At 55.4% G+C, this 22,892-nt stretch carries 17 protein-coding genes and 1 tRNA gene; 13 read left to right on the forward strand and 5 right to left on the reverse strand.

The genetic code is table 11. The annotated features are described in order from the left end of the window. The first annotated feature begins 69 nt into the window (after positions 1-69). Positions 70-465 (forward strand): hypothetical protein, encoded by a 396-nt coding sequence (locus G0Q06_RS05860; RefSeq protein WP_163963446.1) that lies wholly within the window; start codon positions 70-72, stop codon positions 463-465. A gap of 185 nt (positions 466-650) precedes the next feature. After that, complete coding sequence (locus G0Q06_RS05865) at positions 651-1,184, forward strand: outer membrane beta-barrel protein (RefSeq protein ID WP_163963448.1); 534 nt, start codon at positions 651-653, stop codon at positions 1,182-1,184. Between the two features lie 148 nt (positions 1,185-1,332). On the opposite strand, the gene G0Q06_RS05870 is transcribed toward G0Q06_RS05865, so the two are convergent. Together G0Q06_RS05870 and lpdA are read right to left on the reverse strand one after the other, a co-directional pair. Further along, positions 1,333-1,407, reverse strand: a tRNA-Arg gene (locus G0Q06_RS05870). A 615-nt stretch (positions 1,408-2,022) separates the two neighbouring features. Further along, positions 2,023-3,420, reverse strand: a complete 1,398-nt coding sequence (lpdA, locus tag G0Q06_RS05875; RefSeq protein ID WP_163963450.1) for a dihydrolipoyl dehydrogenase — start codon at positions 3,418-3,420, stop codon at positions 2,023-2,025. A gap of 88 nt (positions 3,421-3,508) precedes the next feature. On the opposite strand from lpdA, the gene G0Q06_RS05880 reads away from it, so the two are divergent. Beyond that, complete coding sequence (locus G0Q06_RS05880; protein WP_163963452.1) at positions 3,509-3,937, forward strand: hypothetical protein; 429 nt, start codon at positions 3,509-3,511, stop codon at positions 3,935-3,937. 12 nt (positions 3,938-3,949) lie between these two features. Then, complete coding sequence (locus G0Q06_RS05885; protein ID WP_163963454.1) at positions 3,950-4,393, forward strand: phage holin family protein; 444 nt, start codon at positions 3,950-3,952, stop codon at positions 4,391-4,393. Between the two features lie 111 nt (positions 4,394-4,504). On the opposite strand, the gene G0Q06_RS05890 is transcribed toward G0Q06_RS05885, so the two are convergent. Next, a complete protein-coding gene (locus tag G0Q06_RS05890) occupies positions 4,505-5,839 on the reverse strand; it encodes a replication-associated recombination protein A (protein ID WP_163963456.1) in 1,335 nt (444 codons plus the stop codon). A gap of 78 nt (positions 5,840-5,917) precedes the next feature. Here G0Q06_RS05890 and G0Q06_RS05895 point away from each other — a divergent pair, with 78 nt between their 5' ends. The 4 genes from G0Q06_RS05895 (at position 5,918) to eno (ending at position 13,362) form a co-directional block, all read left to right on the forward strand. Further along, positions 5,918-7,579, forward strand: coding sequence for a ComEC/Rec2 family competence protein (locus tag G0Q06_RS05895; protein WP_163963458.1), 1,662 nt, complete (start codon positions 5,918-5,920; stop codon positions 7,577-7,579). Positions 7,580-7,650: 71 nt separating this feature from the next. Then, positions 7,651-9,504 carry a molecular chaperone HtpG gene (gene htpG / locus G0Q06_RS05900; protein WP_163963460.1) on the forward strand — a complete coding sequence of 618 codons (1,854 nt, stop codon included), beginning with the start codon at positions 7,651-7,653 and terminating at the stop codon, positions 9,502-9,504. Positions 9,505-9,781: 277 nt separating this feature from the next. Then, positions 9,782-11,911 carry a polyphosphate kinase 1 gene (gene ppk1 / locus G0Q06_RS05905; protein WP_238710363.1) on the forward strand — a complete coding sequence of 710 codons (2,130 nt, stop codon included), beginning with the start codon at positions 9,782-9,784 and terminating at the stop codon, positions 11,909-11,911. Positions 11,912-12,057: 146 nt separating this feature from the next. Beyond that, the gene (gene eno, locus G0Q06_RS05910; protein WP_163963464.1) at positions 12,058-13,362 is read left to right on the forward strand and encodes a phosphopyruvate hydratase; all 1,305 of its coding nucleotides are present in this window, start codon (positions 12,058-12,060) and stop codon (positions 13,360-13,362) included. Between the two features lie 108 nt (positions 13,363-13,470). Here eno and prmC read toward each other — a convergent pair whose 3' ends face one another. Further along, positions 13,471-14,316, reverse strand: coding sequence for a peptide chain release factor N(5)-glutamine methyltransferase (prmC, locus tag G0Q06_RS05915; protein WP_163963465.1), 846 nt, complete (start codon positions 14,314-14,316; stop codon positions 13,471-13,473). A gap of 11 nt (positions 14,317-14,327) precedes the next feature. Further along, complete coding sequence (gene prfA / locus G0Q06_RS05920) at positions 14,328-15,422, reverse strand: peptide chain release factor 1 (protein WP_163963467.1); 1,095 nt, start codon at positions 15,420-15,422, stop codon at positions 14,328-14,330. A gap of 69 nt (positions 15,423-15,491) precedes the next feature. Here prfA and G0Q06_RS05925 point away from each other — a divergent pair, with 69 nt between their 5' ends. From G0Q06_RS05925 to G0Q06_RS05945, 5 genes are all read left to right on the forward strand, one after another. Then, a complete protein-coding gene (locus G0Q06_RS05925; protein WP_163963469.1) occupies positions 15,492-16,877 on the forward strand; it encodes a sigma-54-dependent transcriptional regulator in 1,386 nt (461 codons plus the stop codon). Positions 16,878-16,892: 15 nt separating this feature from the next. Continuing rightward, complete coding sequence (locus tag G0Q06_RS05930) at positions 16,893-18,230, forward strand: sensor histidine kinase (RefSeq protein WP_163963471.1); 1,338 nt, start codon at positions 16,893-16,895, stop codon at positions 18,228-18,230. Between the two features lie 191 nt (positions 18,231-18,421). Further along, positions 18,422-19,675, forward strand: coding sequence for an HlyD family secretion protein (locus tag G0Q06_RS05935; protein ID WP_163963473.1), 1,254 nt, complete (start codon positions 18,422-18,424; stop codon positions 19,673-19,675). Positions 19,676-19,702: 27 nt separating this feature from the next. Then, positions 19,703-20,425, forward strand: a complete 723-nt coding sequence (locus G0Q06_RS05940) for an ABC transporter ATP-binding protein (RefSeq protein WP_163963475.1) — start codon at positions 19,703-19,705, stop codon at positions 20,423-20,425. 18 nt (positions 20,426-20,443) lie between these two features. Then, positions 20,444-22,879, forward strand: a complete 2,436-nt coding sequence (locus G0Q06_RS05945) for an ABC transporter permease (protein ID WP_163963477.1) — start codon at positions 20,444-20,446, stop codon at positions 22,877-22,879. The last annotated feature ends 13 nt before the right edge of the window (positions 22,880-22,892 follow it).

The raw sequence follows: 22,892 nt of genomic DNA on the forward strand, positions 1-22,892 counted from the left end.
AATAATTACAGCAGATTAAACCTGTCTCCCCCGTGGAAAACATTAGGCCCTAATCCAAAACAAATACTTATGAAAACAAACCCTTCATCCGCACTAAAATTCACCTTGGCCGGGCTCATGCTGTTGCTTGCCTTTTCCGTTCAAGCGTCACCGTCCAACAAATGGCGCCTGCAGTTCAGCGGTAACGCAGAGTCCAGTGGCACCATTGTGATGCAGTTCACGCCCAAGGGGAGCGAGATGATCGAGACACGCACTGACATTAAAAAAGGGCGGAGCGAAAACCATGTTGCGCGGGATGTTGTCGATTCGCTGAAATCGCAATTGCCAAAAGATCACTTCCATATCGAGCGCGATGACGGGGAGGACGTATTGATCAAACGCAAACACCACCACGATGCGAAATTTGATATCAAGATTGTGTCCAATTCAGTGAAGGGTGTCAGGATCAACCCGGATCGGGAGTAAGGGACCACCGCACCTTTATACCGACAAGCACTTCAGAGAAGCGCGGGCATGGGCGTGCCATTAATGGTCCGGGGTTTTAGGGGATTTTGGATTGTATCTTAACGGTTTTACTATTATACCCTGTATTTGAGGCCGGAAGATTGATCAGTTGAAATCCGGCTCCAAAAACCAAACCAAGCCAAACCATGAAGAAAGCTAAATATATACTAACCGCTTCCCTTACGCTAATTGCCCTGATGGGATTTCAGTCCGTCCAGGCAGGCGCCTATCTGGGGGCAGGTGTCGGATACATGATCGACAGCGAAGAAGAACTACTGACCGTCCACTTTGGCTATGAGGTGGCGAAAAAGGGCAAGGTCTCGCACAACGTCGAGATCGAAATTGGCCATGTAGAGGATAGCGAGATGGGCGTCGATCTTGAGATCAATCCACTCATGCTCAACTACCGCGCTGTAAATACCGAAAATAACTCATATGACTTATATTTCGGACTTGGGATCGGTACGAGCAATGTCGATGTCGATGTATTTGGGATCTCTGACGACGACAATGTCCTGACCGTTCAGGCCATGGTGGGAATGGATTTCAAGTTGAACCAAACTGCTTCTTTGCGCCTTGGATACAGGTATCTTTATCTGGAATCCGTAGAGCTGTTTGATTACGACCTTGATGATCTTGATGACCACCTTGTGGAAGTTGGCTTAATTGTGAAGTTCTAGCCTTTTTTCCAATAAACGACTTATCGGGAGAGGTCTGTGCATACCGCATAGACCTCTTTCTTTTGCTGAGCCATCCGCGGCTTTGCGCTTTGAGGAGGATCCTCTTCAGCAAAAAACAGGCGGGACGCCTGTTACACCATGTCCAGCATGGTACTCCCATAGGGATTCGAACCCCAATTTCTGCCTCCGGAGGGCAGCGTGTTATCCATTACACTATGGGAGCAGGATACATTCCTTTAGAGGAAGGAGAGAAGTTGTGCGGGGGTGATTGATGGGTCAATGTTTTTTGTGGGCCGGAGTTCCGCCTTCAGGCGGCCTTGAAACGGCGAACTGTCCCGTTTTTGGGACGCAAGGTGTCCCTGAACCGCACAAATCGTGGCGAGAAACGCCAAGGCTGGAGAAACAGATCAATCCCTAATAATTTTAACTCGCTGTTATTCAGTGTCTTATGAATTATAAAAGTAAATTGGCACGCTGGAAGCAATAGGGATAGGTGAAATTTAAGGAAAGCACAGCCATGACACTTATCATCTTCACATCCGCCTTTTTACTGACCTTCGGAATCGTCCAGATCAAGGAAGCGATTGATTCCTGAACCGGACCTGGCGTGGTCCACCAAACTTTGGAGAAGCAGCAATGATTACGATCCTTTTGAGCACCATAATTTTGAGCACCATCCTTCTAGTGGCCTTCGGGTTGGATGAAATCCACTTCGGGTGGCAAGGGTAACTTTTTCTAGAAGCACCTAAAAAGAACAACTGAGCGGGATCCCATCAAGGGGTCCCGCTTTTTAATATCGGACTTGCGACCTGCGCTGAAGCGCCGACTCCCGGTGACGCTAGATATGGATCGCCTCGTTATGGGCTGAGGCTGCGGCCTCGGCGAGGGCCTCCGACATGGTCGGATGGGCATGGATCGTAGCGTGGATTTCGTCGGCCGTGATCTCGGACTTCATCGCGAGGACATATTCCGTGATGAGCTCCGTGGCATCGTTGCCGATGATATGGGCTCCAAGGATTTCGCCATGCTTGGCATCAAGGACCAGTTTCACGAAACCTTCCGGCTTGTTAACTGCGACCGCCTTGCCCGAGGCAGAGAACGGGAACTTGCCGATATTGAAATCCAACCCGTCAGCCTTGGCCTTTTCCTCCGTAATACCGACGCTGGCAATCTGCGGATGACAATAGGTGCAACCGGGAAAGAGGGTCACGCGCTTCGGCTCGCTGTGTCCGAACATGCCGTTCACGGCTTGGACCGCCTCATAGGTGGCGACGTGAGCTAGCCAGGGAGGGCCGATAATGTCTCCGGCCGCGTAGACATTCTTAAGGGATGTCTCGTAGCGGTCATTGACGACGAGGTAGCCCTTATCATCAAACTGCGGTTTCACCTTGTCTGAGAGCAGGCCTTCCGTGTTGGCAACAACCCCGATGGAAAGGAGGACCGTGTCCACTTCGAGCGGCGTGCGCTTCTCGCCCTTGACGAGCTCCATCTTCACACTCTTCTTGCCGACCTCGATATTCTCCACCTTGGTTCCGGCATTGATCTTGATGCCTTGCTTCTTGAATGAGCGGTTGAGCGCCTGGGAAATATCCGGATCCTCGACAGGAACCACGCGATCGAGCATCTCAATCAAGTGGGTCTCTGTGCCAAGCGTGTTCAGGAAATAAGCAAACTCCACCCCGATGGCCCCGGCCCCGATGATGGCAATCGACTTTGGCTGCTTTTTCATGACGAGGGCCTCGCGGCTGGTCATGACGCGTTCGCCGTCCACTTCGAGGCCCGGGATACGGCGTGAGCGGCAACCCGTGGCAATCAAGGTCTTTTTGGCCGAGAGGAACTTCCCCTTGTCCGGCCCCGAGGTAATTTCCACGATTCCGGGAACGGAAATGTGCCCAGTCCCGAGCAGGTACTCGACCTTGTTCTTCTTGAAGAGAAATTCGATGCCGCCGGCCATCTTGTCACTGACCGTACGCGAGCGGGCCATGACCTTTGCGAAGTCAACCTTCACATCCTTGACCTCCACCCCGAAATCCCCCGCATGCTGGATGGCTTCATAGGTCTCAGCTGCCTTGAGAAGCGCCTTCGAAGGGATACAGCCCCAGTTCAGGCAAGTCCCACCAGCGCGCTCCACCTCAATACAGGCCACCTTTTTGCCCAGCTGTCCGGCCCGGATTGCCGCTGCATAGCCTGCAGGCCCGCCACCGATCACTACCAAATCGTATACTTCGTTTGCCATATCGTCATCAATAGATGGCCCTTTTTTGCGATGGCAAACGATTTTCTAGGTTCTTGCCAATCATCCGGAGTGCCCTAACATAACTATTATGCGTAGATTCAGCCTTATCACAACCGCCTGCCTGTTCACCTTCACCCTCCTCATGGGAGCGGCCGAACCGGATACCAAACCCGTTGTCGGGGATCTCATGGAGGATGTCGGCACCTTCATTGATGCGGGTAACGGTCTTCGTCTTCAGCTCACGCTCAAGGACAAGCACCTCGTCGCCAAATTTGTCGATTCCGAGGACAAACTGGTGAAAAATCCAGCCAGTTCCATTCTTCTGATCATCGACGACACTACCCACCGTGATGACAAGTGGCGCACCGTCCTCAAGCCGGTGGGAGAAATCGAGCTCACCGGTCAGCGCGCCTTTTATGGCCCGCCGAATTTTCGCGCCAAGATTATCGTTCGCTTTGCGAAGGGTCCCGCCGCCACATTCCCAAAAACCCCGCTTGAATTGACGCGGAACATGTAAGGGCAACTGAATATGGCCAGACCCAACGCATTCATATTTTTCAGGGACACTACGATCCTCTTTTTCGGTGTCCTCTGCGCCTCATGGCTCATCGAGCCGATTGAAGCGGAGTCCACCACGACGCTCGTGCTTGTCGCCCTTGTACTGGCGCTCTTCAACGTCGTCCTGAAGCCGATCCTTGTCCTCTTCGCCCTGCCCTTTGTGATATTCACCTTCGGGCTTGGAATCTTTGTCATCAATGCGGTCCTGCTCTATCTGGCCGGCCAGCTTATCCCGGGATTTTCCGTTCCTGGATTTGGCGTTGCGTTCCTGGGGGCACTTGTCATCAGCCTCCTGACCATGGGGGTCAACCTGATCCTCTCCCCGCGTCCGAAGGTAAGGGTTTCCTGGAATGCCAAAACATCGCGCTCCCGTTCCCGCCGCTCCATCAGCAACAAAGACGTGATCGACGTCTGAGCGCGCAGGTCGCCGTAAGGTTAACCACGGATTGCACGGATCCACAGGATCAGGGAGCTTTTAGTCGCTCTAAATCCCACAAATCTGTGCAATCCTTGGTTATCTTAAACCCTAGCGCTTACGCCGGCGTTTTTCCAAATGTTCCTTGATGCGGCTTTCGAGGCCGGCGTCCTTGGGAAAATAAAATTGTTCCGGGTTTTCCATGAACTCCTGCCCGCTGTTAGCCTCCGGAAAATCATGGCTGTATTTATAATCCTTCCCGTGTCCGAGGGACTTGTTGAATTTGGTGTGCGCGTCCTTCAACCAGAGAGGCACCGGTTGCATGCCTTTCTCCTTAATTGATTTCATCGCATTTCCAATGGCGATTGTCGTGGAATTGCTCTTCGGGCAAGTGGCAAGGAAGACTGTGACATGCGCCAGATTCAGCTGGCATTCAGGCAGGCCGACAAATTCGCAGGCTGATTTGCAGGCAACCGCCATTGGAAGCGCACGAGGATCCGCAAGTCCGACATCCTCCGAGGCGAAAATCACCAGCCGCCTCGCGATAAAGCGTGGATCCTCGCCCCCGGAAAGCATTTTCGCGAGCCAGTAAAGGGACGCATCCGGATCGCTTCCCCGCATGCTCTTGATGAAGGCTGAAGCCGTGTCGTAATGCTCGTCCTCGTTCGCATCGTACCGAATCTGGCGCTCGGAAGCGAAGGCTTCCAAGTCCTCCTGCTCAATTTGCCTGTCCCCACCCGGCTTATCCAACGAGAGAACGATTGTCTCCAGCGAATTCAGGGCGCGTCGCAGATCACCATCGCTCATGCGGGCCAGACGCCCGAGAATATCGTCGTCCGCCTGCACGCGCATTGCGCCAAGGCCCCGGACATCATCGGCCAAGGCGCGTTTAAGAACACTGACAATGGCCTCCCCGGAGACTGGTTCGAGCTTGAACAGATGGCTCCGGCTGAGCAGCGGGGCGTTCACATAAAACCCCGGATTGTGCGTTGTCGCGCCGATCAGACGAATGTGGCCTGCCTCGACATCGGGCAGGAGAAGGTCCTGTTGCGCCTTGTTGAAGCGGTGGATTTCATCAATGAAAAGAATCGTCCGCTCCTCCGGACGGTAACGCGCCATGCGCAGGATATCGCGCATCTCAGCAGTGTTGGAAAGAACTGCGTTGACTTGGACAAAGCGGCTTCCGGTTTCGTCAGCGATGGCCTGTGCAAGGGAAGTTTTGCCCGTGCCCGGCGGGCCGTAGAAAAGCAGGCTTCCAAAGCGATCCGCCTTGACCAGTTTTGGCAGAAGGCAGCCCTCACCGAGGATGTGGTCCTGCCCGACAACCTCCTTCAGGTTGCGCGGGCGCATCCGCGCTGCCAGCGGACGGTAACCCGGGGATTCGGAGGATGCCGAAGCCTTGGGAGCATCTGCTGTAAAGAATTCTTTTTGGTCTCTTTCAGGCATTCTTTCTCCGAGTCTCCGCTGATCATCGCTTGCTGGCAAGCCGTGAGTCGATCATCGTCGAGGCAAGCAGTATCCCCAATGATCAGCCCCGCATCCGACAATCAATCCGCAGCCCGGCGACCGCCGCAATGTGCCGTCGCTCCCCTCCTCTGGAGCCTAGTTCCCCTCGCTGGAGGTATCTTCGTGGTCCGGTCCGGTAACTTGTCCTTGCTGGTCGCCGCCCTCCTTCTCTGCCTACCTGTTTCCCTCCTTCCCGGCATTCATCGAAGCCGGCGGCTTGTCGCCTGCCTGAGCCTGCTGGCCGGCATGTCCCTGTTTGCAATACGCCACCCGGGGCCGGATGAGTCGTGGGAGAAGCGGCCTCCTCGGGAAGTCCAGGCGGTCCTCAGGATTGATGAGCTCTTCAACGCCCGGAAGCCCGCACGCGTTTCAGGAATCGGGACAATCCTTTCCACCGACCTGCCTGTTGATACGGTGACTGGCCGGCAAGCCGCCTTTTACCTCGAGACGGACCAGCCGTCTTCAACCAAGCCAACGCCCGGGGAAACCCTTTCCTGCAAAGCCGTCCTGCGCTACCTGCCACACCTTGAACACCTGGATAATTACCAGATGTATCTAAAAAATCGCGACATTCATCTGTCGCTGAACCAAGGATGGCTTACTCAATCAATTTCCAAAGCCCCGACAGCGGAACGCTTCCGACAGGAAATCTTTAGCTCGAGCCAAGCTCTCCTGACGAGTGGATGCCGATCTCCGGATGATCCGGGAACCGTTCTGGCAAGCATGCTCCTTGGCAACCGTTCCCTGTTGAGCGACGAACGGATCACCCTCTATCGCAAGACAGGCACCTACCACTTGTTTGCTGTGAGTGGCCTTCACGTGGGCAGTGTCTTCCTCTGTCTCTTCCTTCTTGTCCGCTGGATTCCCCTCCCCGCCCTGATCCATCAGATCCTTCCGCTTCTCGGAACATGGAGCTACGTGTGGCTGACCGGAAGCAGCACCTCTGCCGTTCGTGCCGGAATCATGATCAGTTGCCTCGGGCTCGCGCGAGTGGTCTTTCGCCAACCACAGCTCTTTCCAGCCCTTATCCTGTCAGCCTGGCTGGTGCTGATCCTCGACCCTCTGGAGCTGTTTCAATTGGGGTTCCAGCTCTCCTATGGTGTGGTGTTGTCAATCATTCTGGTGGGCCTCCCCCTGGCACAGCATTTGCGAATCCTCATGAGCGACTACGCCGGAAGACACTTCCTTTCCTCCAAGCCCGTCGACCGGTTCCTCAAGCTACTTTGCGGGGGCAGTGACATTGCCTGTGTCTCAATCAGCGCTGGATTGGCCAGCATGCCCTTGATCGTCCAGCACTTCGGCCTTTTCACGCCTGGTGGAGTCCTGTTTGGGATCCTCTTGAATCCGCTGGTCACCCTGGTCGTCATGGCCGGTTGCCTCAGTCTGGTTTCCGCACCCCTGATCGGACCGCTCGGAGCCGGAACGATCGCTGTCGCGACATGGCCCTGCATCCGGGGAATCGAGTGGCTTCTCCATGCGTGTCTGGGCATTCCCGGGGCCGTTGGGGAGCGCGCATGGAACTGGCCTCAAGCCGGGACATTGCTCCTCGTCGGCATGCTCCTCCTCGCATGGTTCCTTCAGCGCCTCCGCATGTCCGGGCGTTCCCTGCCCGGGATCACTTACCTCCTCCCGCACCTCCTTGTTCTCGTGGTTCTCGCAAAGGGTTCGATCAGCACTTGATTTTAGCCAGACGAGGCCTACATTAGGCGGTTTTTTCCAATTTGAATAACAAGAACCATCAGAAGACAGACATGAGCACGAAAAAGACCGAGACCCATACCTTCCAAGCGGAAACCCGCCAATTATTGGATATCGTCATTCACTCACTCTACACGGACAGGGATATTTTTGTCCGGGAGCTTGTTTCCAATGCCAGCGACGCCCTCGAAAAGCTGCGCCACACGCAGCTCACCGGGGAATCCATTTACGATGAAAAACTTCCCCTTGAAGTTAACATCAGCACCGATGACACCGCGGGGACGATCACCATCCAGGATTACGGTATCGGAATGACCCACGATGAGCTGGTTGAGAATATCGGCACCATTGCGAAGTCCGGCTCAAAGGCCTTCGCCTCGGCCCTGAAAGAGGCCAAGGAATCCGGGAGCGATCCCCTCAACCTGATCGGGCAGTTCGGGGTCGGATTCTATTCAGCCTTCATGGTGGCCGATGAGGTTCGCGTCTACACGCATTCCTACAAGGAAGACGGCGAAAACCTCGTTTGGATCAGTGATGGAATGGGTGAATACCGCATCGAACAGACCGAAGACAGCCAGCGGCGCGGTTCCAAGATTGTCGTCAAGCTGAAGGAGGATGCGAAGGAGTTTGCCCAGAAATCCAAGATTGAGGAAATCATCAAGCGCTACAGCAGCTTTGTGCAGTTCCCGATCAACCTGAACGGTGACCGCGTCAACACCATCGAAGCGCTCTGGTTGAAAAACAAGAACGAGATCAAGCCGGAAGAGTACACGGAATTCTACAAGTTCCAGGCAAACGCCTTCGACGAGCCGCGCCATACCCTTCACTTCTCCGCCGACGCCCCGTTGCTCATCAACGCCCTGCTCTTTTCCCCGAAGGAAAACATCGAGCGTTTTGGCTTTGGCCGCACGGAACCGGGCGTTTCCCTGTACTGCAAAAAGGTCCTCATTGATGACAAGCCGGAAGGCCTGTTGCCCGAGTGGCTGCGCTTCCTGCGCGGCGTTGTCGATTCGGCGGACCTGCCCCTGAACATTTCCCGCGAGTCCATGCAGGATTCCGCCCTTGTTCAGAAACTAAACAAGATCCTTACCGGCCGCTTCCTCAAGCACCTCGCCACCGAGGCAGATAAGAATCCGGATGCCTACACTGAATTCTACGACCAGTTCGGTATCTACCTGAAGGAAGGCATCACCACCGACTTCACGCACAAGGACAAGCTTGCCAAGCTCCTCCGCTACGAGAGCAGCCTCTCCGAGCCGGGCAAGCGCACCAGCCTGGCCGACTATGTGAGCCGCATGAAAGAGGAGCAGAAGGAAATCTATTTCCTCTATGCGCCTTCACGTGACTCGATCGAAAGCGGTCCCTATCTGGAAGCCTTTACCGCGCGCAACCTCGAGGTGATCTTCCTTTACGAGCCGATCGACGAGTTTGTCATGAATCACCTCAATGAGTTTGAGGGGAAGAAGCTTGTCGCCGCCGACAGTGCGGATGTCTCCCTTGAGGACACGGACAGCTCTCCGGAACACAAGCTGACCGAGGACGAGCAGAAAGACCTCTCAAAGTGGCTCAAGGAAACTCTCGGGGACAAGGTCACGGACGTTGTCGTCTCCAAACGACTCGTCGACAGCCCGGCCGCCGCACTCAATTCCGACAAGATGATGACGCCTTCAATGAGGCGCATCATGAAAGCCATGAATCAGGACGCCGGCGGACCCAATGCCGTCCAACTGGAGATCAATCCCAGCCATGCACTCATGCAGAAACTCCACGGCCTCAAGGAGGGTAATCCCGAAATTGCCACGCTCGTCGCGGAACAAATCTATGACAATTCCATGATTGCCGCCGGCTTTGTTGAGGATCCACGCTCCATGGTGAAGCGGATCTACGACTTGCTGGAAAAACTGTAACGACACCCAGGCATCCGTCCCCGCGTTGCGGGTCCGGCACCCTGGCCTAGATCTTCCGGCCCGTTGGGCCATTTTTCAGTCCGGCTGCCCGAAGGGCCGGCGTAAATAGCCCAGGTTGAGGGTTCCGCAAGCCGGAGCCCGATACCTGGGTGGATGTAATGCAACACATCGACAAATAATTTGGATAAATATTGGGCAACACATCGACGGATGCCTATGATTAGGGGTTGAGGTCGGCGCTTGCCCTTCCTTCAAAATGCCCCATTATATAAGGTTTATGCCGCAAAAGAAGAGAACCCAGAAAAACAAGGCCGCTTACTTCAACCGGGAGCTAAGCTGGCTGGCGTTTAACCGCCGGGTTTTGGAACAGGCGGAAGACGCACGAAATCCACTTCTTGAGCGACTGAAGTATCTTTCATTTGTCTCCTCCAATCTGGATGAGTTTTTTGAAATCCGCGTGGCCGGCCTCATCCAGCAAGTGGAATCCGGGCTCACCAAGTCGGGCATGGACGGCCTTGGTCCGAAGGAGCAGCTTCGCCGGGTTCACTCAGTCGTCGCTTCCCTTGTTCAGGAACAGTACAAATGCTGGCATGAACAGATTGTCCCGGACTTGACCGACAATGGCATTCCCTTCAAGTCACGGCAGCAACTCAACCGACGCGAATTGAAGTGGCTCAGGGAATATTTTGAGGATCAGGTCCTTCCAGTCCTCACGCCATTGGCCATCGATCCTGCCCATCCCTTTCCACAGTTCGGGAACAAGTCGCTCAATATTCTTCTCTGGCTGGATGATCCCGATACCCCTGCCACCGAGCGCATGATGGCCTTTATTCCCGTCCCTCGGATCCTTCCGCGGGTCGTGCGAATACCCGGAACGAAGCGCGTGCCGGATTGCTATATCTTCCTGAGCGATGTCCTGAAAATTTTCGCCAAGAAGTTATTTCATGGATACAAGGTCATGTCGGTGCACGCCTTCCGGATTACGCGCAACAGTGACCTCTACATCGACGAGGAAGAAGTGGAGAACCTCCTCCAGACGATCGAGGAGGAGCTCTATAACCTGCGCAAGGGATCGGCGGTCCGCCTGGAAATTGAATCGGATGTCCCGGAAGATCTTCTCAGCGAGCTCCTCCAATCCATCCGACTCGGCCGACAGCACGTGTTCCGCATCAACGGCCCGATCAACCTCCTTCGCTTAATGAGTGTCTACGACATGATCGAACGGCCGGAATTAAAATTCCCGGCCTTTCATGCACATGCCCCACCGGTTTTCCGGCAACACCGCTTTGTCTACGATGCCATCAAGCAGCAGGACCTCCTTCTTCATCATCCATATGACTCATTTGATCCTGTAGTGGAATTTACACGACAGGCCGCAACGGATCCCAACGTCCTCGCGATCAAGATCACCCTTTACCGGACAAGCTCCGACTCTCCGATTGTGAAGTCTCTCATGGAGGCGGCACACAACAACAAGCAGGTCACTGTCCTCATCGAGTTGAAAGCCCGCTTCGACGAGGCCAACAACATCAACTGGGCCAAGATGATGGAGGATGCCGGGATCCATGTCGTGTATGGCTTTGTCGGCTTGAAGACCCATTGCAAGTGCTGTCTCATCGTCCGGCGAGAGGGCGACACCTTGCGACGCTACGCGCACCTTGGAACCGGCAATTACCACACCAAGACGGCCCGCCTCTACACTGATCTCAGTTTCTTCACCTGCCGCGACAGCATCACCGATGAAGTAGCGGAAGTGTTCAATACCCTGACCGGTTTTGCCAAGGCCCCGGAATTCCACCATCTCCTGGTCGCCCCTTACACCCTTCACCGGCGCATGAACGATTTTATCCGGCGTGAGGCGCGGAATGCACGAAAAGGGCTGCCAGCCCGGATCATCGTCAAATGCAATTCCCTGGTTGACAAGGAAACGATCGACAACCTCTACGAGGCCTCCAAGGCGGGCGTGGAAATTGACTTGATCATCCGCGGGATCTGCAGCCTGGTTCCCGGACTCAAGGGAATCAGTGAAAACATCCGCGTGCGCAGCATCCTCGGCCGATACCTTGAACACAGCCGGATTTTCTACTTTCAGAATGGCCATGCCGAACAGCCCCTCATTTTCGCCGGTTCAGCTGACTGGATGGCCCGAAATTTCTATCGCCGGATTGAAGTGGTCTTCCCTGTCGAACAGGAAGATTTGCGGAATTACATCATAGACACTATTCTCGGCAACTGCCTGAACGATACGATGACGGCAACCCGTCTCTATCCAAATGGCTCCTACCGGCGGATCCAACCACTTAAGAACGAGGAGCCCTTCTGCGCACAGCAGTTTTTTATCAAGGAAGCCAAAAGCATGACACGTGCAGCCGAGATTGCCAGCGAGGCACTGGAAGAGCTCGAGTGAGCGAGAAGGAACATTAATAAGCACTCGATAAACCGATAAGCAGTCCTAATTTATTGACATCCACGCCTAATCGTACATGACGCTCTATCAGTCTGGGCTTCCCCGCGACGGGGCAGCAGAAGCATTCACCTTTAATCAAAAAACATATGACCACAATCGTAGATATACGCGCGCGCGAAATCATTGATTCACGCGGAAACCCAACAGTCGAAGTCGACGTCGAGCTCGAATCAGGAGTGATCGGCCGCGCCGCGGTTCCTTCCGGAGCCAGCACAGGCGAAAATGAAGCCCTCGAGCTTCGTGACGGAGACCTCAAGCCCAAGCAAAAGAGCGGCATTGACGGCAAACGCTACCTCGGCAAAGGCGTGCTCAAGGCCGTCAAGAATGTCGATGAAGTCATCGCCCCCGAGCTGATTGGACGCGACTCCGCAGACCAGGTTGACATCGACACACGGATGCTCGACCTCGACGGAACAGCGACCAAGAAAAACCTCGGTGCCAACGCCATCCTCGGCGTCTCCCTGGCGACCGCCAAGGCAGCCGCACTGGCCCTCGAATTGCCACTTTTCCGCTACATCGGCGGTACCAACGCCAAGGTTCTGCCTGTTCCAATGATGAACATCATGAACGGCGGTGCCCACTCGGATGCCCCGATCGACATCCAGGAATTCATGATCATGCCCAAGGGCGCCAAGTCTTTCTCGGAAGCGCTGCGCATGGGTGCGGAATGTTTCCACAGCCTGAAGAAGGAACTCAAGGCCAAGGGCCTTTCCACCGCAGTCGGTGATGAAGGCGGCTTCGCCCCGGTTCTGGCTTCCAACGAGGCTGCCCTCGAAGTGATTGCCAAGGCCGTCAAGAGCGCCGGTTACAAGCTCGGCAAGGAAATCTTCATCGCCCTCGATGTGGCTTCCTCCGAATTCTACGATGCGAAGAGCAAGAAGTACGTCTTCAGCAAATCCGATGGATCCAAGCGCTCTAGCAAGGAAATGGTGGCCTTCCTAAAGGACCTCTGCGACCGCTACCCGATCGTCTCGATCGAGGATGGTTGTGATGAGAACGACTGGGACGGTTGGAAGATGCTCACCGAAGCAATCGGCGATCGCGTCCAGCTCGTCGGCGACGACCTCTTCGTGACCAACACCAAGTTCCTCCAGAAGGGTATCGACCTTGGCGTGGCCAACTCGATCCTCGTGAAGGTCAACCAGATCGGCTCGCTCACCGAAACCCTCGACGCCGTCGAACTGGCCAAGGAGCACAGCTACACATCTGTCCTTTCGCACCGCTCCGGTGAAACGGAAGACACGACCATTGCGGACATTGCCGTGGCTACCAACTGTGGCCAGATCAAGACCGGTTCGCTGAGCCGTTCCGACCGTATCGCCAAGTACAACCAGCTCCTCCGTATCGAGGAAATGCTGGGCTCCCGCGCCATCTATGGCGGGAAGTTCTAGGCAAATTCATTTTCACATCCCATGCGACCGGGAGTCGGGCCTTCAGGCCCGGTTCCGGCGCAGGGAAAGTGACTATAACCAGGCCTGAAGGCCCGACTCCTTGTCACTTTATCCCTTGCGGGCAAAGAGAAAGCGTTCCCGACCACTGTCGTCGTTTTTCACGAGGACCTCGCCGTACCCGTAATCGCGGGCAAGCGCGCTCATTGTTGGCCCATGATCAATCCCCATCTCGAGGGCGAGGAGGCCATTTGGGGCAAGCCGGTCTCCCGCATCGCGAACAATCTTTCGCAAATCGCCAGTGCCCCCGTCTGCGGCAACCAAGGCATCCTTCGGTTCATACTCTTTAACTTCAGGCCGCGCGGCCTGCCATTCCTCTTCGGTCAGGTACGGCGGGTTGGAGACAATGCAGTCCGCCTCGAAGGACAAATCCTTCAACCAGTCACCGCTGCGAAAGGCGACCCGCTCACGAAGGCCTAGTGTCTCGGCATTCTGGCGCGCTTGCACCAACGCGTCGGAGCTCTTCTCAACCGCGAGAATTCTCGCCCTTGGAAGGGCTTTTGCCAACGCAAGAGCAATAGCTCCGCTACCGGTCCCAAGGTCAACAATCCGGGGTGAATCAATCTCCCTGAGATGGGCTAGAATAAACTCCACCAGCAACTCGGTCTCCGGCCGGGGAATCAAGACCCCGGGCGCTACCGCTATGCGGATGTCATGAAATTCTGAATACCCGAGAACATACTGAAGCGGTTCACCAGAAGCCCTCCGCTTTACAAGCGGCCGCAACTGCTCAAGAAGATCCTCCTGCAACGGCTTGTCCCATTGCAGGTACAACTCAAGACGTTTACAGTCCAGAACGGAAGCGAGAAGCCACTCTGCCTCCACTTTCGGCGATTCAATTCCCGACCGGTCAAAAAATGACTCCGTCTTCTTGAGAACCTCGACAACCTGCTGCATCAGACACCTCCTCAGTTGGCAGAACTTGTATCCAGAATTGCTTCAATCCGCTGTTTTTTATCCGCCTCCTGAAGGCCTTCAACCACCGGGCTCAGGCCGCCTTCCATCAGCTCATCCAGGCTGTACAGGGTGAGATTGATCCGGTGGTCCGTCATGCGGCCCTGCGGGAAATTGTAGGTACGGATCCGCTCGGACCGGTCACCGCTACCAACCTGGCTTTTCCGGTTGGCGGCATACTTTTCCTGTTCCTCACGTTCCTTCTGTTCGAGCAGGCGCGAACGGAGCACCTTCATCGCCTTGTTCTTGTTCTTCAACTGGGAACGCTCATCGGCACACTTCACGATCATTCCCGTTGGCTTGTGCAGAATCTGCACGGCGGAATCCGTGGTATTGACACCCTGCCCTCCCGGACCGCTGGCCCGGGCAACTGTAATCTCCAGCTCGGACGGATCAATCTGCACATCCACTTCCTCAGCTTCCGGAAGCACGGCCACCGTCGCGGCAGAGGTATGGATGCGACCACCGGCCTCAGTTGTCGGAACGCGTTGCACCCGGTGGACTCCGCTCTCCCACTTGAGGTCGCGGTAGACCGAATCGCCGCTGACCGAGAAAATAATTTCCTTGAAGCCGCCCACTTCCGATTCGTTGGAACTCAGTTCCTCGATCCGCCAGCCCTGCCGCTCGGCAAAGCGTGAATACATGCGAAAAAGGTCACCCGCAAAGAGGGACGCCTCGTCGCCACCCGTGCCGGCACGGATTTCCATGATCGTATTGCGGGAATCGCTCGGATCGGGCGGAAGCATCGACTCAAGGACCTCTTCATAGAGTTTCTCCAGTTGCTCCTCGAGTTGCGGCACTTCCTCCGCGGCCATTTCACGCAGCTCCTCATCGGCTTCGGTATCGGCCATCAGCTCCTTGTTTTCCTCCAGCTGTTTTCCGGCCGCCATGAAGCGATCGCGCAACTCAAGGAGGCGCGTCAGTTTCTGGTGCTCACGGGACAGATCCGCCGATTTACGGGGATCCGAAAAGAAATCAGGCTCGGCCATCTGGCGATCCAGATCGGCGAGACGATCAACAAAGGGGTTTAAATCAGGAAGCTCAGGCATAATGATCCTTGAAACCGCCACCGTAAACGGATTCATTGATCAAGCAAATCCTCTTTTTGATCTCTTACCATGTCTCTCGAAAAACCGCCATCCGTTCTCGTCGCCGACGACCAGCGCGACATTCTCCATGCCTTGCGAGTCCTTCTCCGTGGGGAAGGATGCAAGGTGAAGACGGTCAACACCCCCGATGAAGCGCTGGATGCGCTGGCCCATAACCCTTTTGATGTCGCCCTGATCGATCTCAACTACGCACGCGACACCACCAGTGGCGACGAGGGACTCGACCTGATCGGAGAGATCCAGAAGCTTGATCCGGACCTGCCGGTGGTCGTCATGACCGCCTGGGCGACCATCGACCTTGCCGTGGAATGCATGCGGCGTGGCGCGGCCGATTTCATGCAGAAGCCATGGGAGAACGCGCGTGTCATCGCGACCATTTTCAACCAGGCTGAATTGTATCGTGCGAAGCACCGGGCAACCGTCCTTGCGGATGAGAACCGGGCCCTGAAGGAGAGCAAGTCTCGCGACTTCCTCGCAAAATCCGACGTCATGAAGCCGGTCCTTGAGATTATGCACAAGGTGGCACCGTCTGATGCCAACATTCTCATCACCGGGGAAAACGGCACTGGCAAAGGCGTGGCGGCCCGCTACATCCACAGCCTATCGGCACGCGCGACCGAACCTTTTGTCTCGATCAACATGGGCGGCCTGGCAACCGGAGTGGCCGAGAGTGAGCTCTTCGGCCATGTCAAGGGGGCCTTCACGGACGCCAAATCCGATCGGGCCGGACGCTTTGAAATGGCCGATGGCGGAACACTGTTCATGGATGAAATCGGAAACCTCCCGATGGAACAGCAACAAAAGCTCCTGCGCGTGCTGGAAACCGGGGAATTTGAGCGCGTTGGCTCATCCCGTACCCTCAAGGTCAATGTCCGCATCGTCAGTGCGACCAATTCCGACCTGCAAAAGTCCGTCAAGGAGGGCCTGTTCCGTGAGGATTTGCTTTACCGTCTCAACACCATCCCGGTTCACCTGCCGCCGCTGCGCGAGCGCGAAGGGGATATTCCCCTGCTGGCAAATGCATTCCTGAAACAGCACTTGAAGCGCTATAACAAGGCTATCGACGGCTTCCTCGATCAAGCGCTTGAAACACTGAAGCGTTACGGCTGGCCCGGTAATGTCCGCGAGCTGGACCACACGATCGAGCGAGCCGTTCTTCTCGCCGGGGGTGACAAGATCAAGGTTTCCGACCTCGGACTGGTCTCCACTGCTGCCACGAGCGACGACTCCGCTATGAATACGCCCAGCCTCGATGACATGAGCCTCGAGGACGTGGAGAAATACCTTATTCAACGCACCCTCAAGCGCAATGGCGGCAATGCCACCAAGACGGCCGAGGATCTGGGGCTCTCCCGCTCCGCTTTCTATCGCCGGCTTCAGCGCTTCGGGCTCTAAACTGTCCTTTTTAAAATGGGTTCCAAAGGAAAACGGCGATTAAGCCACCAGCACCGCATCCAGCTGCTGGCCTTCCTTTGTGGCGCCCCGGGACTCCTCGCGGCGCTCATTCTTCTCATCGTGGGAGACTACGGCCTCAAGGTCTACCTGACGGTTTTCATCCTTGTCGGCTCGGCCTGGTTTTACTTCAGCATCCGGATTCAATCCAACATCATCCTTCCCCTGCAGACCGCCTCCAACATGCTTTCGGCCCTGCGCGAGGGCGACTTCTCCCTGAAGGCGAATTACCTCAATGACGAAGATGCGCTGGGCCAGTTGATGATGGAGATCAACATGCTCACTGATGTCCTCTCAGAACACCGGATGGATGCCATGGAAGCACATGCGCTCATGGACAAGGTCATTCAGGAAATAGACGCCGCCGTCATCACTTTTGATCCGGAGTGCTGTGTAAAACTGGCCAATGAGGCGGCTCGCAGACTCCTCGGAATCGGCAAGGAGCAGATCACCCATCGCTATGCCGCCGAGCTCAACCTCGACAAGGCCTTGGAGAGCCCTCCAAACGCCATCATTCCGCATCCCAACCCGGACCGCTCGGGCCGTTTTACTGTGCGCAGGGGAACTTATCGCGTCGCTGGCCAACCACACGAGCTCCTCATTCTCATCGATGTGAGCCGGAACCTGCGCGAGGAGGAGCTCCTTGCCTGGAAACGCCTTATCCGCGTCCTCGGCCATGAGCTGAACAATTCCATGGCCCCGATCCGGTCGCTTTCCGAAAGCCTCCAGCGAGTCGCAGCAATCGACGACCCGGAGCCTGAGGATCGCGAGGATCTTGTTGAGGGGCTGGAAATTATCCGGCAACGAGCAGACGGACTGAGCCGGTTTATCAACGAATATGCCCGGCTGGCGAAACTGCCGCATCCCAAACTGAAGCCAGTCCCCCTGAAGCCACTCGTGAGACGAATTGCTTCCCTGTATGAAGATCCCGAGGTGAAAATAGACCCGGCAAACAGCCCCGATGTCACGCTTCAAGCTGATCCTGACCAGCTTGAACAGGCCCTCCTGAATCTGGTCAAAAACGGCGTTGAGGCAGCCACCCAGACCGATGGCTGGGTCAAGATCTGCTGGCGCGAGCAAGGGGATGCCCTCGTCCTGCATGTCGAGGATTCCGGGCCGGGGATTGCCAATCCGGACAACCTCTTTATTCCCTTTTTCTCCACCAAGGAGGGCGGATCAGGAATTGGCCTCACCCTCTCGAGGCAAATTATTGAGGCGCACGAAGGCTCACTCGCTCTAGCCAATCGAGAGGATGCAATCGGCTGTTGCGCCGAAATCATCCTGCCAAGGCGCTGAGCCAGCAGTCCCGCAAATGGGACGACAGTCGTCCCATTTGCGGGACACTTATCCGTGGCGGGAAGTCCAATATAATTATATCAAATTCTAAGTAATTGCCATTCAACAGCTTAAGGCAATTATAAGCAAAGGTGGCACCACCTTTGCTTAAACCACTATTCCAGGTTCGTTCTAAACTAGATTCAGTTTCAATGGATATTATCAGAGATGACTTAAAAAAGAAAAAGAAGAAGCGCCAGATCATCATTGGAGCCAGTTCGCTGGCCCTTCTGCTGGTTGTCGGTTTCTTCCTTTTTTCCATGGACCCGGCGGCACCGTCCGTCGAGCGTTCGAGTGTATGGATTGGTAAAGTTGCCCGCGGCCCCATGGAGGTAAACGTGCGCGGGATCGGCACCCTTGTCCCGGAAGACCTGCGCTGGATAACAGCCCAGACCAACGGCAGCGTGGAGCATATCTACATTCTGCCCGGGGCGGCAGTGGAACCGGAAACGGTTATTCTGCTATTGGGCAATCCCGAGTTGGAACAGATTTTCCGCAACGCCGAGCTTCAGCTTGCCTCAGCCCAGGCCGAGCTCGCGAATCAGCGCGTCCGCGAGGAGGACAGCCTTCTCGAAATGGAATACCAACTGGCCCAGCTGGAGGCGAGTTACGAGAATGCCAAACTGGATGTACGGGTGAACGAGGAACTCTTCGCGGAGGGCCTTGTCGCCGAACGGGACCTTCTCCGGTCACAGGTATCCAAGGAACAACTGGAGCGGCAGACTGATATTCTGGGCCGCCGGCTTGCCACGCGGCGCCAGCAAATGGAGCAAAATCTTGCCCCGGCACTGGCCAGCGTCTCGCAGGAGGAAGAACGGGTTACTTTACTGCGCCAGCAAGTGGCCGACCTGTCTGTAAAGGCTGGAATCCGCGGAGTCCTGCAACGGCTTCCCCTCGAGGAAGGACAGCAGGTGTCAACCGGTACCCAGCTGGCCCAAGTAGCTGACCCGTCACGACTCAAGGCCGTCATTCGTATTCCGGAAACACAGGCCAAGGACATTCAAATCGGGCAAACCGCCTCCATCGACACCCGCAACGGAGTCGTCAAAGGGGAAGTGGCCCGCGTCAATCCGACTGTTGTCGGCGGCACCGTTGATGTCGATGTGCGCATCACGGGTGAGCTTCCGCGCGGAGCCCGGGCTGACCTGACCGTCGAGGGCAGTGTCCAACTGGCCAACCTGAGCGACATTCTTTACATCGGCCGGCCCTCCTTTGCCCGTGAAAACGGCACCGTGGGCGTCTTTAAACTGACCAACGGCGGCAATGTCGCGGAGCGGACCACCGTGACATTCGGGAAGAGCTCGGTCAGTGAAATCCAAGTCATGAGCGGCCTCATCGAAGGGGACGAAATCATTTTATCAGACACCAGCCAGTACGACGATAATGACCGACTGCGCCTCAACTAGAACACAATCACCCAACAGCTAAACATCATGAGCGAAAATAACGAACTAATCACCCTTGACGGAATAACCAAGGTCTTCCTCACCGACGATATTGAAACACATGCCCTTTCCGGCATCCACCTGACAATCAATAAAGGTGAGTTTATTTCCATTTCCGGTCCTTCCGGATGTGGCAAGTCAACCCTGCTCTCGATCCTCGGCCTGCTTGAGGCGCCTTCAGGAGGTGATTATATTCTCAACAAGAATAACGTATCCAACCTTTCACTCGAGGAACGGGCGCGCATCCGGAACCGGGAAATTGGATTTATCTTCCAGAGCTTCAACCTGATCGGTGACCTTTCCGTCATTGAAAATGTCGAGCTTCCCCTTGCCTACCGGGGCTTGAAGCCCGCAGAACGGCGGAAGATGGCAACAGCAGCCCTTGAAAAGGTCGAAATGATCCATCGTCAAAAGCACCTTCCAAGCCAGCTTTCAGGCGGTCAGCAACAGCGTGTTGCGGTGGCCCGCGCGCTTGCCGGCAATCCCAAGATCCTGCTCGCTGACGAACCGACCGGTAACCTTGATTCCAAGAACGGCTCTGTCGTCATGGAAATGCTGTCCGACCTCAACAAGGAAGGCACGACCATCTGCATGGTGACCCACGATGACCGCTATGCCCACGTGGCAAACCGGATTGTTCATCTCTTCGACGGCAAGATCGTGGATGAGGAACGTGATGTTGAGCATGTGCCTCTTCGCGCTGAAGCCTGATAGGACTGAAGCCGCTGAATGAATGCTTTTGTCTCAGATTTCCTGTATGCATTCCGGATTCTCTTCAAGCGACCCGGACTGACACTGCTGGCCATCGTGGCACTCTCGGTAAGCCTGGGAATGACCACGACGACCTTCAGTGTGCTCAATGGGCTCCTGTTCAAGCCGCTTCCGTTTGAGAATCCCGAGGAACTGCATCATATCTACCTGAAGGGGGAAAGCTATGAGGCAAAAATGATGCCGCTTCCCTTTGATGAGCTTGGCAGTCTGGACGGGGTTGAGTGCTTTGACGAGATAATGGCTTATTATTCCGGGACCATTAATATTAGTGGTGAAGGGACACCCGAACGCTACACTGGAGCTTTTGTGTCACCGAATTTCCTGAGCTTGCTCGGGCATGAACCCGAGATGGGCCGGTCTTTCTCCGATGAAGCAATCCTACCCGATGGACCAAGGGAAATTCTCATCAGTCACGAAATGTGGGAGAGCCGCTTTCGCAGCGATCCGGAAATCCTCAAAAAGACTATCCGGGCAAACGGTTCCGAGCACGCGGTTGTCGGTGTCCTTCCGGAGGGATTCCACTTCCCGAGTAACGCCCATGCCTGGGTTCCACTTAATCGCACCCTCTTTCCCGGGGATGAAAACGAGTCGATGCACGTCATTGCCGTTGGCCGGCTCAATGGGGACTCTACCGCCCGACAAGCGCGTGATGAACTCGAGGCACTGTACGCTTCATGGGATGGCTCACAGATCGAACAGAAGGATCAGCTTCAATTGACCTGCCAACCCTTCGGGCGGTTGGAAATGAACAGCGCCTCGCAATCGATTCTCGTGGTGACCATCAGTTCGGTTATTTTCATTCTTCTGGTCTCCTGTGCCAACGTGGCCAACCTTCTGGTCGGGAGAGCCCTTAGCCGTGGTCGTGAAATGGCCATCCGTGCGGCAATCGGGGCAACCCGTCGCCGGATCATACAGCAACTCCTTACGGAAAGCCTTGTGCTTTCCCTGATCGGGGCGGTCGGCGGGCTTTTGTTCGCGGCTTGGTCGGTCGATGTATCGACAGAGTCAGCACTTTTTGAATTTCCTTACTGGATGAACTTCGAGCTCGATTGGCGTGTCTTCGGGTTTGTCGTTCTCGTCATGCTGGGGACCGCCATGATTTCGGGGTTTATTCCCGCGTGGCAGGCATCCAAGACGGATCTCAATGAGATGCTCAAGGATACGTCCCACACCTCCACCAGTTTTCGTCTTGGTAAACTGACGCGCCTTCTCGCTGTGGTGCAAATCGCCTTTTCCTGCGCCTTGCTCTTCGGGGCAGGTCTGGTTGCCCGCAACACCCTTGACATGTCGCGGATCGACCCGCAATTCCAGGCCGAGGACATTCTGACCATGCGGATGGGCCTCTTCCCGAGGGATTATCCGGAAGAAGCCGACCGGGACGAATTTTATGCGGAACTGACAAAGGTTGTTGAGGAAGTGCCCGGTGTCTCCGGTTGCGCGGTCACCAGCTGGATCGGGATGTTCGGAAATTTCGAGGTACCGTTCATCATGGCCGGTCTCGAAGATGAACAACCGAAGGTAAACTACGCCTTCATCGAATCTGTTTCTCCGGGTTACTTCAACACGATGCAGATGCAGACCGCAACTGGCAGGACTTTCCTTGATAGCGATGATACAGGCTCAGCAAATGTTGTCGTCGTGAACCAGGAATTTGTCCGGCGTTTCATGGGCGGCCAAAATCCCGTTGGCAAAAGCCTCAGCCTTGTCACCAGCAAACTGGAAGGCTCCTCGGATTGGCAGAACGACAACTTCCGGGTTGTCGGGGTTGTCTCGGATGTGCGGGTTTCCAACTTCACAAAGCCCGCCAAGACAGAAGCCATCATTTATGCACCCTACCGGCAAACGGCTTCCTCCTTCATGTCCCTCATTGTCAACGCCGATGAGGCCGGTAATCCGGAACTGCAAAACTCAATCCAGCAAGCTATTCTCACACTTGATCCCCATCTGCCGGTCTACTTTTCGCAGACCATGGCTTCCTATATTGATGAGCAGATCTATCCATACAAATTAATGGCCAACTACTTTCTCTCGATCGGTTTGATGGCCCTTTTCCTCGCGGCGATCGGCGTCTACGGCATGCTGGCCTTCAATGTGAGTCGCCGCAGAAGGGAAATCGGCATCCGTATGGCACTCGGTGCCAACACGCGGAACATCATATCAAAAGTCCTCCAGCAAGGGCTTTACCAGATGGTGGTCGGAATCATCGTGGGGACTGGCTTTGCCTATTTGATCGGCCAGTTTATCCGGAACTTCCTTTTTGGAGTCAATCCGCTGGATCCATCCGTCTACATCGGGGTTCTCTTCACGCTGATCGGCGTGGCAACCCTTGCCTTCTTCCTCCCGGCGCGGAAGGCCTCCCGTCTCTCACCAATGGAAGCGCTCCGCTACGAATAATTTTTTTCTCTCA

The sequence above is a fragment of the Oceanipulchritudo coccoides genome, from assembly GCF_010500615.1.
Classification (GTDB): Bacteria; Verrucomicrobiota; Verrucomicrobiia; order Opitutales; family Oceanipulchritudinaceae; genus Oceanipulchritudo; species Oceanipulchritudo coccoides.